The 12,988-nt window shown below is 73.7% G+C and carries 16 protein-coding genes and 1 tRNA gene; 9 read left to right on the top strand and 8 right to left on the bottom strand.

Annotation, left to right across the window (positions count from 1 at the left end):
* Positions 1-11 precede the first annotated feature (11 nt).
* From metX to R7226_RS12100, 3 genes are all read left to right on the top strand, one after another.
* Positions 12-1,175, top strand: a complete 1,164-nt coding sequence (gene metX, locus R7226_RS12110; protein ID WP_318597420.1) for a homoserine O-acetyltransferase MetX — start codon at positions 12-14, stop codon at positions 1,173-1,175.
* A complete protein-coding gene (gene metW, locus R7226_RS12105; RefSeq protein ID WP_318597419.1) occupies positions 1,165-1,758 on the top strand; it encodes a methionine biosynthesis protein MetW in 594 nt (197 codons plus the stop codon). Before metX ends, metW begins: the two co-directional genes overlap by 11 nt.
* Before the next feature lie 84 nt (positions 1,759-1,842).
* Entirely contained in the window at positions 1,843-2,928 is a 1,086-nt protein-coding gene (locus R7226_RS12100; RefSeq protein WP_318597418.1) for a hypothetical protein, read from the top strand.
* 44 nt (positions 2,929-2,972) lie between these two features.
* Here R7226_RS12100 and R7226_RS12095 read toward each other — a convergent pair whose 3' ends face one another.
* The 4 genes from R7226_RS12095 to R7226_RS12080 all read right to left on the bottom strand — a co-directional run bounded on the left by R7226_RS12095 (position 2,973) and on the right by R7226_RS12080 (position 5,838).
* Positions 2,973-4,070 carry a quinone-dependent dihydroorotate dehydrogenase gene (locus tag R7226_RS12095; RefSeq protein ID WP_318597417.1) on the bottom strand — a complete coding sequence of 366 codons (1,098 nt, stop codon included), beginning with the start codon at positions 4,068-4,070 and terminating at the stop codon, positions 2,973-2,975.
* Positions 4,071-4,180: 110 nt separating this feature from the next.
* Positions 4,181-5,074 (bottom strand): hypothetical protein, encoded by an 894-nt coding sequence (locus R7226_RS12090; protein ID WP_318597416.1) that lies wholly within the window; start codon positions 5,072-5,074, stop codon positions 4,181-4,183.
* Between the two features lie 133 nt (positions 5,075-5,207).
* Complete coding sequence (locus R7226_RS12085; protein WP_318597415.1) at positions 5,208-5,585, bottom strand: PIN domain-containing protein; 378 nt, start codon at positions 5,583-5,585, stop codon at positions 5,208-5,210.
* A gap of 10 nt (positions 5,586-5,595) precedes the next feature.
* Entirely contained in the window at positions 5,596-5,838 is a 243-nt protein-coding gene (locus tag R7226_RS12080) for a type II toxin-antitoxin system Phd/YefM family antitoxin (protein ID WP_318597414.1), read from the bottom strand.
* A 104-nt stretch (positions 5,839-5,942) separates the two neighbouring features.
* On the opposite strand from R7226_RS12080, the gene R7226_RS12075 reads away from it, so the two are divergent.
* Positions 5,943-6,254, top strand: a complete 312-nt coding sequence (locus R7226_RS12075) for a hypothetical protein (protein WP_318597413.1) — start codon at positions 5,943-5,945, stop codon at positions 6,252-6,254.
* Here R7226_RS12075 and R7226_RS12070 read toward each other — a convergent pair.
* Positions 6,241-6,729, bottom strand: a complete 489-nt coding sequence (locus tag R7226_RS12070; RefSeq protein ID WP_318597412.1) for a type II toxin-antitoxin system VapC family toxin — start codon at positions 6,727-6,729, stop codon at positions 6,241-6,243. The two genes, R7226_RS12075 and R7226_RS12070, sit on opposite strands and share 14 nt — an antisense overlap.
* Complete coding sequence (locus R7226_RS12065) at positions 6,726-7,031, bottom strand: hypothetical protein (protein WP_318597411.1); 306 nt, start codon at positions 7,029-7,031, stop codon at positions 6,726-6,728. Before R7226_RS12065 ends, R7226_RS12070 begins: the two co-directional genes overlap by 4 nt.
* Positions 7,032-7,209: 178 nt before the next feature.
* On the opposite strand from R7226_RS12065, the gene R7226_RS12060 reads away from it, so the two are divergent.
* Complete coding sequence (locus R7226_RS12060; protein WP_318597410.1) at positions 7,210-7,644, top strand: DUF6174 domain-containing protein; 435 nt, start codon at positions 7,210-7,212, stop codon at positions 7,642-7,644.
* Positions 7,645-7,740: 96 nt separating this feature from the next.
* Positions 7,741-9,186 carry an adenosine deaminase family protein gene (locus tag R7226_RS12055; protein WP_318597409.1) on the top strand — a complete coding sequence of 482 codons (1,446 nt, stop codon included), beginning with the start codon at positions 7,741-7,743 and terminating at the stop codon, positions 9,184-9,186.
* A gap of 71 nt (positions 9,187-9,257) precedes the next feature.
* Here the strand turns inward: R7226_RS12055 and R7226_RS12050 are convergent.
* Together R7226_RS12050 and R7226_RS12045 are read right to left on the bottom strand one after the other, a co-directional pair.
* A tRNA-Ala gene (locus tag R7226_RS12050) sits at positions 9,258-9,329 on the bottom strand.
* A 49-nt stretch (positions 9,330-9,378) separates the two neighbouring features.
* Entirely contained in the window at positions 9,379-10,326 is a 948-nt protein-coding gene (locus R7226_RS12045; RefSeq protein ID WP_318597408.1) for an AEC family transporter, read from the bottom strand.
* A gap of 84 nt (positions 10,327-10,410) precedes the next feature.
* Here R7226_RS12045 and R7226_RS12040 point away from each other — a divergent pair, with 84 nt between their 5' ends.
* The 3 genes from R7226_RS12040 to R7226_RS12030 all read left to right on the top strand — a co-directional run.
* A complete protein-coding gene (locus R7226_RS12040) occupies positions 10,411-11,895 on the top strand; it encodes a sensor histidine kinase (RefSeq protein ID WP_318597407.1) in 1,485 nt (494 codons plus the stop codon).
* On the top strand, positions 11,892-12,566 hold the full coding sequence (locus tag R7226_RS12035; RefSeq protein ID WP_318597406.1) for a response regulator transcription factor: 675 nt from the start codon (positions 11,892-11,894) through the stop codon (positions 12,564-12,566). The genes R7226_RS12040 and R7226_RS12035 overlap by 4 nt, the downstream gene beginning before the upstream one ends.
* Before the next feature lie 89 nt (positions 12,567-12,655).
* On the top strand, positions 12,656-12,988 hold a 333-nt coding region (locus R7226_RS12030; RefSeq protein ID WP_318597405.1), incomplete at its 3' end, for a MauE/DoxX family redox-associated membrane protein.

Here is a 12,988-nt window from a genome sequence, read left to right as displayed (position 1 = left end):
GTCTGGGGACCGTGTCCGACGGGATCGGACGGGTCGAGACGCAGCGGGCGGTCGTCTTCGACGACGACCGTCCGCTGGTGCTCGAATCCGGGGCGCGGCTGACGCACGTCGAGGTCGCCTACGAGACGTACGGCACGCTCGCTGAGGACGGCGGCAACGCGGTCTTCGTCTGCCATGCGCTGTCGGGCGACGCGCACGCGGCCGGCTACCACGACGGCGACCGCCGGCCCGGCTGGTGGGACAACATCGTCGGCCCCGGCCGTCCGCTCGACACCGACCGCTTCTTCGTCGTCTGCGCCAACGTGCTCGGCGGCTGCAAGGGCACGACCGGGCCGGGCTCGACCGACCTCGCGACCGGCAGACCGTACGGCCTGCGCTTCCCGCTGCTGGCGGTGCGCGATCTCGTCGAGACGCACCGCGCGCTGCTGCGGCAGCTCGGCGTCAGCAGGCTGCTGGCGGCGATCGGCGGCTCGCTCGGCGGGATGCAGGCGCTGCAGTGGTCGCTCGACCATCCCGGCGAGGTCGGCGGTGCGCTCGTGGTCGCCTCCTCAGCGCGGCTCTCAGCGCAGAACATCGCCTTCAGCGCGGTCGCGCGCGAGGCGATCATGCGCGATCCCGACTTCGCCGGCGGCGACTACTACGAGGCCGGCAGAGCGGGCCGGCCCGATCGCGGGCTCGCGCTGGCGCGGATGATCGGCCACATCACGTACCTCTCGGAGGAGTCGATGCGGCAGAAGTTCGGCCGCCGCATCCAGGACGCCGTCGAGCCCCGCTTCGGCTTCGACGTCGACTTCGAGGTCGAGTCGTACCTCGCCCACCAGGGGCAGTCGTTCGTCGAGCGCTTCGACGCGAACACCTACCTCTACATGACGCGCGTGATGGACTACTTCGACCCGTTCGCCGACCCCGCCTACGTCGGCCGGCAGGTCGCCGCCGGGCGCGCCGCGGAGGGCGGCGGCACGAGCTATCTGGTGCTGTCGTTCGACTCCGACTGGCGCTTCTCGACCGAGCACGCGCGCGAGATCGCCGACGTGCTGCGCGGCGCCGGCGCGCGCGTCACCTTCCGCGAGCTGAGCGCGCCGCACGGCCACGACTCGTTCCTCTTCCCGGTGCCCGAGTACCACCGCACGGTGGCGGGCTTCCTCGACCGGCTGGCGGCCGCTCGTGCGCGCTGACCTCGACGTCGTCGCGCGGCTCGTCGGCCGCGGCGTGCGGGTCGTCGACCTCGGCTGCGGCGACGGCGCGCTGCTGGAGGCGCTGATCACGCGGCAGCAGTGCGAGGGCGTCGGCGTCGAGCGCGACGACGAGCGCTTCCACGCCTGCGTCGCGCGCGGCGTCCCCGTCACCCACGGCGACCTCGAGGCGGAGCTGCCGCGGCTGGACTCCGGCGCCTTCGACTGCGCGGTGCTGTCGCTGACGCTGCAGGCGACGCGGCGGCCGATCGAGGTGCTGCGCGAAATGCGCCGCGTCGCGCCCCGGCGCGTCGTCTCGCTGCCGAACTTCGCGCACTGGCGGGTCCGCTTCGACCTCGCCCGCTCCGGCCGCATGCCGATCAGCCCGGCGCTGCCGTACCAGTGGCACGACACGCCGAACATCCACCTCTGCACGCTGCGCGACTTCGAGGCGACCGTCGCCGAGATCGGCATGCGCGTCGGTCGCCGCGTGCTGCTCGACGCCGCCGGCCGCCCGGCCGCGCGCGGCGCCCGCCTGGCGCCCAACGCGCTCGCGGTGCGGGCGGTCTACGTGCTGGAGGGCTGAGCGGCCGGCGTGATTGGCGCCCGCCTGATGCACCGATAAGCGATATTTCGCTCTGACCAGGGTGAAATGGACCGAGGTGCTGCGATGGGCATCAGGCGCAGACTGTCGGACGAGGAGCGCCACGCGCGCACGCCGACGAAGTCATGGCGCGAGGTGGCGCTGGCGCACATCGACGAGCTGCGCACGCTCGCCGCGTGGCTGGCCACGCGGCAGGGCCCGCCGGAGGCCTCCGCGGAGAGCACCCGCCTGCTGCTCGACGGCATCGGCAGACATCTCGACGAGGCCGAGTTGGCGGCGACGCGGGACGCGCGCCGGACCCGGCGCCAGCGCTGGATGGCCGGGATCGACGGGGTCGACGTCGAACGCGCCTACAACCACATCGAGGCGACTGAGACGCTGATCCTGCGGCTCGCGCCGCTCAGCTACGAGCAGGCGATCATGCCGACGCTGGTGGCGATCGTCCGCCGTCACCTGCCGGCCGGCGACGAGCGCCTGCAGCAGATGGAGGAGCTGGCGCGATCGAGAGCGCCGTTCACGCAGGCCGACGGCGACATGGTCGCGGCGGCCGTCCGTGACGCCGGCCGCCAGGCGCGGCGCGAGATCGCGCGCGTGCGCAGCTTCCGCAACGTGATCGGCGTGACGACGTTCGTGCTGACGGTGCTGGCGCTCGGCGTGATGGCCGTCGGCCTGAGCGCCGACGACGCGATACCGCTCTGCTTCGTGCCCGACGACATCGCGGTCGTCTGCCCGATCCGGGAGGTCACGATCCCGGGTGGCAGCTCGTCGACGGCGGCCGCTCAGGAGATCGTGCTGCGCAAGGCGACCAAGCCCGGCGACATCCCGCTCGTGCAGCTGATCGGCCTGATCGCGGCGGCGGTCGCGGCCGCTGTGTCGCTGCGCAGAATCGACGGCACCGCGACGCCGTTCGCGCTGCCCGTCGCGCTTGCGGTGCTGAAGCTGCCGACCGGGATGCTGACGGCGGTGCTGGGGATCCTGCTGCTGCGCGGCGGCTTCGTGCCCGGCCTCAGCGCGCTCGACTCACCGGCGCAGATCCTCGCGTGGGCGCTCGTCTTCGGCTATGCGCAGCAGCTCTTCACGCAGTTCGTCGACCAGCAGGCGAAGAGCGTGCTCGCGGACGTGCGCGGGGCGGCGGAGACGCCGCGGGCGTGAGCGGCGGGGCTCCGGTGCGCGGCGCGGGCGCCGGGCGGCGCGTCTCAGACCCGCGCGGCGCGGCCGACCGCGTCCTGCACGCTGCTCAGGCCGGCGGCGCGGACGCGCGCGGCGAGGCCGCGGTTGATCGCGCGCGGCCACAGCGGGCCGCCATAGATGAAGCCCGTGTACGCCTGCACGAGCGTCGCGCCGGCCTCGATCCGCGCCCACGCGTCGTCGGCGCTCTCGATCCCGCCGACGGAGATCAGCGTCAGCTCGTCGCCGGTGCGGGCGCGCAGGCGCCGCAGCACTTCCAGTGAGCGCTGTTTGAGCGGCGCGCCGGAGAGGCCGCCGAAGCCGATCTGCTCGACCTCGTGAGCGGGCGTGGCGAGGCCGTCGCGGCCGATCGTCGTGTTCGTCGCGATCAGGCCGTCGAGCTGACGCGCGAGCGCGAGGTCGGCGATCGCGTCGATGTCCTCGTCGGCGAGGTCGGGGGCGATCTTGACCAGGAGCGGCAGCCTGATCGCATGTGCGCTCAGCTCGTCCTGGACCGCCTCGATCAGCGTCTGGAGGCGCTCGGTCGACTGCAGGTCGCGCAGGCCGGGCGTGTTCGGCGAGCTGACGTTGAGGACGAGGAAGTCCGCCAGCGGTGCCAGTGCGCGCACCGAGGCGCGGTAGTCGGCGTCGATCTGCTCGTCGCCGATCGCTCTCGTCTTGCCGACGTTGATCGCGACGACGTCGCCGTCGCCGCGGCGGCGACGTTGCAGGCGCGGGCGGACGGCGGCGGCGCCGGGGTTCGGGAAGCCCATCCGGTTGACCATCGCGCGGTCGCGCGGGAGGCGGAAGATCCGCGGGCGCTCGTTGCCGGGCTGGCCCTGCGCGGTGACGGTGCCGACCTCGACGAAGCCGAAGCCGAGCGCGGCGAGCCCGTCGAAGGTGCGGCCGTCCTTGTCGAAGCCGGCGGCGACGCCGAGCGGGCTGGGGAAGGTGAGGCCGAGCGCATGCGTGCGCAGGGCGGGATCGGCCGGCCGCAGCAGTCGGCGCGTCAGCGCTCGCAGCGGGGCGATCGCGCTCAGCAGCACCAGCACGCGCGCGCCGAGGTGGTGGGCGCGCTCGGCGTCGAGCCGCGTCAGCAGGTGCTTGAAGAGGAGGCGGTACAGCACGCCGGCGGCAGGCTACCGGGGCGCGCGGCTGGTCGCCGCGCGCCCCGGTGTGTCGCCAGCCGGGCGCGCGGCGTGGCCGCGCGCCCGGATGCGTCAGCGCTTCAGTCGCGTCAGCGGATCGAGCCGCTGATCGGGTCGATGCCGAACGTCTGCGCCGAGCCGGCGCCGCGCGAGAAGGTCGCGTTGGCGGCGTTGAGGACCCACGGCCGCGGCAGCGCCTCCGCGTCGAGGAAGGCGTCGAACTGTCTCGTCGCGGCGGTGCAGCTCATCGCCGAGCCGACCGGCAGGGTGATCTCGTAGGTGCCCTTCGGCACGTAGAGGCTGCCGATGTGGTCGTTGTGCATCACTCTGAACGTGCCGCAGACGTAGGCCGAGCGCCCGCCGCCACCGGTGTTCGAGCTGTTCCGGGTCGCCGTGAAGGCGAAGCCGCCCATGTTGTCCTGGAAGCTGGCCTTGCCGGTCGAGCCGGTGATCGTCCACGGCGCCGGGACGCCGCGGGGCATGTCGAGGAACTGCGCGAACTGGGCCGACGCCTGCGCGCAGGTGAGGCCGCGCTGGATCGCGATCGTGTACTGGCCCCGCGGCAGCGAGACCGAACCGATGCGGTCGTTGTGCAGGACGCTGAAGCTGCCGCCGCAGGTCGTCGAGCCGCCGTTCGGCGGCGTCGGGGGCGCCGGCGGGGAGGGGGCGGCGAGCTTGACGGAGAAACTGCTGCTGCCGTTGGTGAAGCTCTTCGCCGAGGCGTTGAGGCGCCACGGGTAGGGCAGGTCGCCGTCGTAGTCCTGCAGGAAGTCGGCGAACAGGGTCGAGGCCTGCGCGCAGGTGAGCTTGTTGACCGTCACGTAGTAGGCGCCGGCCGGCAGCGACATCGCGCCGATCCGGTCGTTGTGCAGCACCTGGAAGGTGGCCGGACATCTGGTCGCCGCCGAGGCGGTCGCGGCGGGCAGCGCGAACACGGCCATCAGGCTCGCGACGAGCGCGACGCGAATGATTCCCTTCAACACGAGGCAGTTCCTCCAACCGGGGTTCGTTCGGTGGGCGTGGCCTGGTTGCCACCCCCTCCATGCGCATCGGTTGCGACGCGCGAAGCTTGAGGGTCCTGGTTCGCCGTCTGCCGCGCTGGTCCTGTGCGGCTGGTCAGGGTGCGCGGACGTCGAGGAGGTCGGCGATCACGGCGAAGTCACGCGTGTTGTGGGTCAGCAGCGGGACCTTGTGCACGTTCGCCGTCGCGGCGATCGCGAGGTCGATCGCGCGCCGTCGCGGCTGGGCGCCGCGGGCGACGACCGCTGCCGAGAGCCGCCCCCATTCGCGCGCGACCGCGGCATCGATCGGGAACGGGTCGAACGTCGCCTCGACGACGCCGAGGCGCTGGGCGCGACGGGCCCGCTCGTCTTCGTCGCGCGTGGCGAGCACGCCGAAGTGCAGCTCGGCGAGGGATGCGGCGCTGATCCCGCCCTCGAGTCCGTCCGGGCCGTTCGCGGCGATCAGCACTGAGGTATCGAAGAGGACGCGCATGACGTTGCGCTCAGGCGAACGGATCCGTCAGCTCGGCCGGGAACCGCTCCAGGTCCTCGGCCAGCGTCGTGGGAGCGGGGGTCTCCCAGATCTGCTGGAGCTGCGGCCCAGCGACCCAGCGCCGACGGGGAGCCGGGCCGAGCTGGGCGGCCGGCCGGCCGGCGACGGTGATCGTGAACTGCTCACCGGCCTCGGCCCGTCGCAGCACCTCGCCGATGCTGTTGCGCAGTTCTCTCTGCGGGATCGTCTCCATGGACAGAGCGTAGCGCTCAGGTAGCACTATTGCTACCACAACTATCGGTCGTTCTGCAGCGATTGATCTGGCAGGCCGCTCGCGCGGGCGCCTAGACTCGTCCCGTGGCCATCCACCGCAGCAGCGACGGCTCGGATCCGCTCCGCGCCGATCGCGTCGCGCACGTCGCCGGAGACGAGGAGAGACGGCTCGCCCGCTCCTCCCGCCTCGGCGAGGGCACGCTCGCCTGCCCTGAGTGCGACGCGCCGGTCGCCCTGCCCGGCGGGCGCTCGCTCGGCCCCGCCGACGCGCTCGCCTGCCCCTACTGCGCCCGCGCCGGCGCGGTGCGCGACTTCCTCTCGCTCGCCGCGCCCACCCGCCCCGCGCGCGTCGTCGTGCGGATCGTGCTGCGCGGCGCGCCGGCTACGGCGCCCTGACGACCAGCGGCGACTGGGTCGGGTGCAGCGTGGCGATCGCGTCGCGCAGCGCTTCGAAGTCGCGCACGTTGTCGGTCACCACGTCGCAGCCGTGGCGCCACGCACAGGCCGCGATCTGGATGTCGAGCAGCCAACCGGCGCGCTGCTCGGGCTTTGTGCCCGACCGTCTGCGCGCGGTGGCCGGCGGGGTGGGATGGAGTGCGCGCAGGCGCCCCGCCAGCAGCGCCGACTGACGATCGAGCGGAAGCGTCGTGAAGAGCCCGCTCGCGGCCATTCCGGCGAACCAGCGCAGCGCGGCGCGCCAGCGCTCGTCGCCGTCGCCTGTGCGCGATGCGAGCCCGCGCGTGACCTCCATGATCGTCGGTGCCGTGACCGCGATGTGGTCGTCGTCGCGCGCTCGCTCCAGCAAGGTCCGCTCCAACTCTCCGCCGGGGCGGACACGCGAGAGGCGCGTCGTGTCCCAGACGACGGTCATGCGGACTCGTCGCGGCGGCCGGCCAGCATTGCGTCGCGCAGGTCGTCGGGCGACGGGAAGGCGGCGGCGTCGCCGATGCCGCCGACCTCGTCGATCGCGGCGGCGCGCTCGGCGGCGATCTCGGCGATCCGCGCGCGGCGCTCGCGCGCGGCGGCGCCCTCGCCGGCGAGTCGGATCAACGCGTCGTTGGTCGTCGTGCCCAGCTCAGCTGCCAGCCGCTCAGCTTCGGTGTGGATCTCCGGCGGGACCGTCAACGTCGTGCGCCGGCCGGCTCGATGGGGTGCGCGGCGACGTTGGGCCATCGGCGCATCATAGGACATCAAACGCCTTCGCCGTGATGAAAGCCGCCCTCGCGCGTAGCTTGTGGGACAGCGTCATCCGCTACGGAAGGCAGGCACCCAGATGATCAGAGAGCGTCGTTTCCGACCCGCCGCCGTGGCCGGGCTGTGCGCTGCGTTCGTCGCGGCGGCCGTGGTCGCCATGTTCGCCGTCGCCCCCGCGACCGCGATCACGCCGGTCAGCCCCGGCCCGGCCGATCCGTCGATCAGAGATGGCAGCGCCCAGCGCAGGCTGGATGCGGCGCGTGAGCGATGGGCCGCCCTCGGCGCGCGCTCCTACAGCTTCCGCGTGCGCGTCAGCTGCTTCTGTCCCGACACGATTCGCAGACCGCGCACGATCGTCGTCCGCCGCGGCAAGCCGGTCGGCTCGATCCCGACGCACCTGCGCCGCTACGCGACCGTCCCGCGCCTCTTCACCCGCGTGCAGGACGCGATCGACGGCGACGTCGCGCGCCTCACCGCGACGTACGGCGCCAGGGGCGTGCCGAAGACGATCTACGTCGACCAGAGCTTCCAGATCGCCGACGAGGAGCAGGGCGTGACGGTCGACCGTGTGAGCGTGCCGGCACGGCGCTGAGCGCGCGAAGGCCGCGGCCGCGCCGTCCTCCGGCCGCGACACCCGCCGGCGCGCCGCTGGTCAAGCCTCGGCACCGCGAGGCCGATGACGGGAGCGATGCCCGCCACCTTCGCCGCCGTCCCCACGACCCGCCTCCGTCGCAGCGCCGCGCGTCGCCTCCCGCGCAGCGCCTGCGCGCTCGTCGCCGCCCTCGCCCTGCTTGCCGCGCTGCTCGTCGCGCCCGCTGCCCGCGCCGACGAGGCTGGCGCCGCACGGGCGCTGGAGCGCTTCCGCGACCAGCCCGCGCGCCTGGGGCCGTTCCTGCGCGCGCTGCCGAAGGGCGGCGATCTGCACATGCACCTCTCCGGCGCCGTCTACGCCGAGACGCTGCTGCGGCTCGGCGCCCGCGCCGGCGGCTGCGCCGACACCGTCACCTTCGTCGCCAGCCCCGCCCCGTGCCTGCCGGGCCAGCGGCCGCTGCTCGACGCGCTCGCCGACAACGGCTTCCAGAGCGACCTGATCGGCGCCTGGTCGATGAAGGGCTTCCCGGCCGGCGAGGACGGGCACGACCACTTCTTCGCGACCTTCGGCAAGTTCGGCGCGACGCTCGGTGACCGGGTCGGCGAGGCGCTGGCGACTGTCACCCGTCGCGCTCGCTCGCAGAACGTCCAGTACCTCGAGGTGCTGGTGACGCCGCGCTCCTCCGACACGCGCGCGCTGTCGCAGGCGGTCCCGTTCACGCGCGACTTCGCCGCGCTGCGCCAGTCGATGCTCGACGCCGGTCTGCGCGCGATCCTGCCGAGAGCGCGCACCGAGCTCGACCAGCTGGTCGTGCAGGAGCGCGCCGCCGACCCGTCCGCGGACCCGGCCGTGCGCTACTCGGTCCAGGTCTCGCGCGCGACGCCGCCGGCGCGCGTCTTCGCGCAACTGCTGCTCGCCTTCGAGCTGATGCGCGACGATCCGCGCTGGGTCAGCGTCAACCTCGTGCAGCCCGAGGACGACGTCGTCGCGCTGCGCGACTACCGCCTGCAGATGCGCATGCTCCAGTACCTGCGCGGCCTCTACCCACAGGGCCACGTCACGCTTCACGCCGGCGAGCTGGCGCCGGGGATCGCGCCGCCGGCCGACCTGCGCTTCCACATCCGCGCTGCGGTCGAGGTCGGGCAGGCCGAGCGGATCGGCCATGGCGTCGACATCCGCTGGGAGCGCGACCCGGTCGGACTCGCGCGCGAGCTGGCCAGACGCGACGTGCTGGTCGAGGTGCCGCTGACCTCCAACCGCCAGATCCTCGGCGTCTTCGGCCGCCGGCACCCGCTGCGCTTCTACCTCCGCCACGGCGTGCCGGTCGCGTTGGCGACCGACGACGAGGGCGTCTCGCGCACCGATCTGACCGAGCAGTACGAGCAGGCGGTGCTCGACCACGATCTCGGCTACCGGCAGCTGAAGCGGATCGCGATCGACTCGCTGCGCCATTCGTTCGCCGACGCGGGCACGAAGCGCCGGCTGCTGCGCGAGCAGGCACGGCGCTTCACGCGGTTCGAGGCGCGCTGGCCGGCGCGCTGATGCCGAACATGACCTCGGATACGCGAAGACCCCCTGGGCGGGGGCCTTCGGACGCGTCGATCTGATGCCGATGGAGGCGGGGGGAATCGAACCCCCAACTCCGCCTTGCAAAGGCGGCGTGTTCCCGTTAGCACTACGCCCCCGGGATCGCTGAATCCTAGCCCTGCGAGCGCGGTCGCGTGGCGTGGGGCGTCAGAGGATGCCGAAGGCGAGTGCCAGCGCGACCGCGAGCGTGGCCGTCACGGCGATCGCGCTCGTCCAGGTGGTGGCGTCGGCGGCGAGGCGCAGGTTGAGGCCGGTCTGATGGGCGACGAGAACCGTGTTGACGCCCGACGGCATCGCCGCCAGCAGCGGATAGGTCGCCGGCAGTCTCACGATGAAGAGCGAGACGGCCAGCACGATCAGCGGCATCAGCGCCATCCGCAGCGCGATCACGGCGGCGACGGCGCGCGTCAGCGGCGGCGGGACGCGCAGCGCACCCTCGTCGGCCTCGTTGGCGAGCGTTATGCCGACGACGATGAAGCCGAGCGGCAGCAGCAGGTAGACGGCCAGCTTCGAGGGGAAGACGAGCGCATCCGGCGCCCACGACTCCGGTACCGCCAGCGCGATCGCGAGCGCGTAGAGGACGGGGTTCTTCAGCAGCGTGGTGAGCGTGTGACGACCGAGGTGCTTGTCCTCGCCCGCCGTCCCGAGCAGCGCGCCGATCGTGTAGCTGCCGAACACGAACACGAACGCGGGGGCGGAGACGAGCACGTCGTAGGCGACCGCCTGCGAGAACTCGGCCTCCGAGAACAGCGCGGCGCACAGCGGCAGGCCGAAGAAGCCCGTGTTCGCCTGGATCGTGCAGACCATCGCGGCGCCGGTCGACGGCTTGTCGAGCCCGAGCGGGCCGCGCGCGAGCAGAAACATCAGCGCCGTCATCACGCACAGCAGCACGAGCGCCAGCGCGATCCCTATGCCGACGTTCGCCGTCAGGTGCAGCCGTGCGATCGAGACGTACGAGACGAACGGCATCAGCACGAACAGCATCAGCTGCACGATCCGCCCTCGCAGCCTCTGCGCCGACGCTCCGCCGAGCCGCCGCTCGATCACGACGCCCGCCGTGACGGCGAGCACGACGGTCACGACGACGAGGAGCACGGCGCCGATGCTGTCACGAACGGTTCGACGAGCGTCGTGCGGTCCGACCAATCCGGCGTACGCGAGGGCTACTCTCACGGCACCGTGCTGTCCCGGACCTCATCGCTGCTGCTGCGCGACAGTCGCCCGTCGGCTGCCACCGGCGTCGCCGCCGGGGCGTTCGCCGTCGTCGTCACGACGGCGCTGATCTTCCCGCTGCGGGAGATCGTCCCCGCCGTCTCGACCGGCGTCATCTACCTGCTCGCGGTGCTGCTCGTGGCGACCTGGTTCGGGCTCTGGGTCGGCCTCGGCACCGCCGTCGCCAGCGCGCTCGCGTTCAACTGGTTCCACATCCCGCCGACCGGCCGCTTCACCGTCAGCGACCCGCAGAACTGGGTCGCGCTGGCCGTCTTCCTCGTCGCCGCCGCGATCGCCTCGACGCTCGCCGAGGTCGCCCGCGCGCGCACCCGCGAGGCGGTCCTGCGCCGCCGCGAGGCCGACCTCGCGGCCGAGCTGGCACGGCTGCTGCTCGGCGGCAGCGATGTGCGCGCCGCGCTGCCCGCCGCCGCCGAGCGTCTGACGCGTGCGCTCGACCTCGCGCCGGGCGCGACGATCGAGTTGGAAGGTGCGGCGGCCGCGGCGAGCAGCGGAGAGTTTTCGTCGCTCAGCGACCAAAACTCTCCGCTCCTCCCGCTGCACGCCGCCGACGGCAGCCCGCTCGGCGCGCTGCGCCTCGCCGAGCCGCCCCCCGCCGACGCCGACGAGCGCCTGCGCGAGCGGGTCGTGCCGAGCCTCGAGACGCTGCTCGGCGTCGCGCTCGACCGCGAGGCGCTCCAGCATGAGGTCGTCGAGTCGCAGGCGCTGCGACGCGGCGACGACCTCAAGACTGCGCTGCTGCGCGCCGTCTCGCACGACCTGCGCTCGCCGCTGACCGCGATCGCGACGGCCGGCGAAGCGCTCTCCTCGCCATCGCTGACCGACGCCGAGCGGGACGAGCTGGCCGCCGCCGTCACCGGCGAGGCGCAGCGGCTCTCGCGCCTGGTCGACAAGCTGCTCGACCTCTCCCGCCTCCAGGGCGGCGCGGCCGCCCCGCGACCGGACTGGGTCTCGGTCGAGGAGGTGCTGCGCGTCGCGATCGACGAGACCCCGCACGCGGCCGGCTTCAACGTCGGAATCGACCGCGACCTGCCGCTCGTGCGCGCCGACGCCGCGCAGCTCGAACGGGCCTTCGCCAACCTGCTGGAGAACGCCGCCCGCTACGGCGGCGACCATCCGGTCGCGGTGCGCGCGCGGGCGGTCGGCCATCGCCTGCTGATCCGCATCGTCGATCGCGGCCCCGGGATCCACGGGCGCGAGCTGGAGCGGGTCTTCGAGCCGTTCTACCGCGCCCCGGACGTGCGCGGCGACGGCCACGTCGGCTCCGGGCTCGGGCTGGCGGTCGTGCGCGGCTTCGTCGAGGCCAACGGCGGGCGCGTGTGGGCCGAGTCGCTGCCGGGGCAGGGGACGACGTTCGTGGTCGAGCTCCCACTCGGTGACGCGCCGGCTGAACGCGGCGCGCCGGCGCTGGAGCCGACCGGAGCCGGGCGATGAGCGGCCGCATCCTCGTCGTCGACGACGAGCTGCAGATCCTGCGCGCGCTGCGCGTGATCCTGCGCGACGCCGGCTACGAGCCGATCACCGTCGCCACGGCGGAGGAGGCGCTCGACGCCGCCGCGACGCGGCCGCCCGACGCCGCGATCGTCGACCTCGTGCTGCCCGACGGCGACGGGATCGAGGTGACGCGGCAGCTGCGCTCGTGGAGCGAGATGCCGATCCTCGTGCTGTCGGCGGTCGGCGAGGAGGAGCAGAAGGTGCGCGCGCTCGAGGCCGGCGCCGACGACTACGTGACGAAGCCGTTCGGCGCGCGCGAGCTGGTCGCGCGGCTGGCGGCGGCGCTGCGCCGCGCCGGCCGCAACGCCGACGAGCCGACGATCGCCGTCGACGGCCTCGAGCTGGACCTCGCGCGCCGCGTCGTCCGGCGCGACGGCGACGAGGTTCACCTGACGCCGATCGAGTACGACCTGCTGCGCGTGCTGGCGCGCAATCGCGGCCGGCTGCTGACCCACCGCGCGCTGCTGACCGAGGTGTGGGGACCGGCCTACGGCGACGACATCCGCACGCTGCGGACCCACATCGCCAACCTGCGCCACAAGATCGAGCCGGCCGGCAGACCGCGCTACATCCGCACCGATCCGGGCGTCGGCTACCGCTTCGCGGGGTAGGGCGGGCGGGGTCGGGCGCCGCGCGGGGCGTGGGCGCGCGCCTTCGTCGCTTGCGGCCGGCGCCGCCCGCTGCTGTGATGTCGCCCGCAATGCTCGCCTCGGTCGCCAATGCTCTGCTCGCGCTCGTCCTGCTCGCGAGCGCCGGGGCGAAGCTCGCCCATCCGGCCGCCGCGCAGGCGGCGCTCGCCACCCACGGCCTCGCGACGTCACGCGCTCGCACGCTCGCGTGGGCGGCGGCGATCGTCGTCGAGGCCGCGCTCGCTGTCGCTGTCGCGCTCGGCAGCGCGCCCGCCGCGTACGCCGCCGCGGCGCTGATGGCGGCCTTCGCGCTGCTGCTCGTGCGGGCGCTGCGACGCGGACGGGCCGGTCAGCCGTGCGGCTGCCTCGGCGCGCGCGGCCGCGTCGGCGCGCCGGCCGTCGCG

This window comes from Conexibacter stalactiti, assembly GCF_033542075.1.
Classification (GTDB): domain Bacteria; phylum Actinomycetota; class Thermoleophilia; order Solirubrobacterales; family Solirubrobacteraceae; genus Conexibacter; species Conexibacter stalactiti.
This window is presented reverse-complemented; position numbering and strand designations above follow the sequence as displayed.

Coding starts and splice junctions, on each gene's coding strand:
- R7226_RS12100 (WP_318597418.1), top strand. CDS start 1,843: ATGGGCATCAGGCGCAGACTGTCGGACGAGGAGCGCCACGCGCGCACG.
- R7226_RS12085 (WP_318597415.1), bottom strand. CDS start 5,585: ATGCGCGTCCTCTTCGATACCTCAGTGCTGATCGCCGCGAACGGCCCG.
- R7226_RS12080 (WP_318597414.1), bottom strand. CDS start 5,838: ATGGAGACGATCCCGCAGAGAGAACTGCGCAACAGCATCGGCGAGGTG.
- R7226_RS12070 (WP_318597412.1), bottom strand. CDS start 6,729: ATGACCGTCGTCTGGGACACGACGCGCCTCTCGCGTGTCCGCCCCGGC.
- R7226_RS12065 (WP_318597411.1), bottom strand. CDS start 7,031: ATGGCCCAACGTCGCCGCGCACCCCATCGAGCCGGCCGGCGCACGACG.
- R7226_RS12060 (WP_318597410.1), top strand. CDS start 7,210: ATGTTCGCCGTCGCCCCCGCGACCGCGATCACGCCGGTCAGCCCCGGC.
- R7226_RS12055 (WP_318597409.1), top strand. CDS start 7,741: ATGCCCGCCACCTTCGCCGCCGTCCCCACGACCCGCCTCCGTCGCAGC.
- R7226_RS12035 (WP_318597406.1), top strand. CDS start 11,892: ATGAGCGGCCGCATCCTCGTCGTCGACGACGAGCTGCAGATCCTGCGC.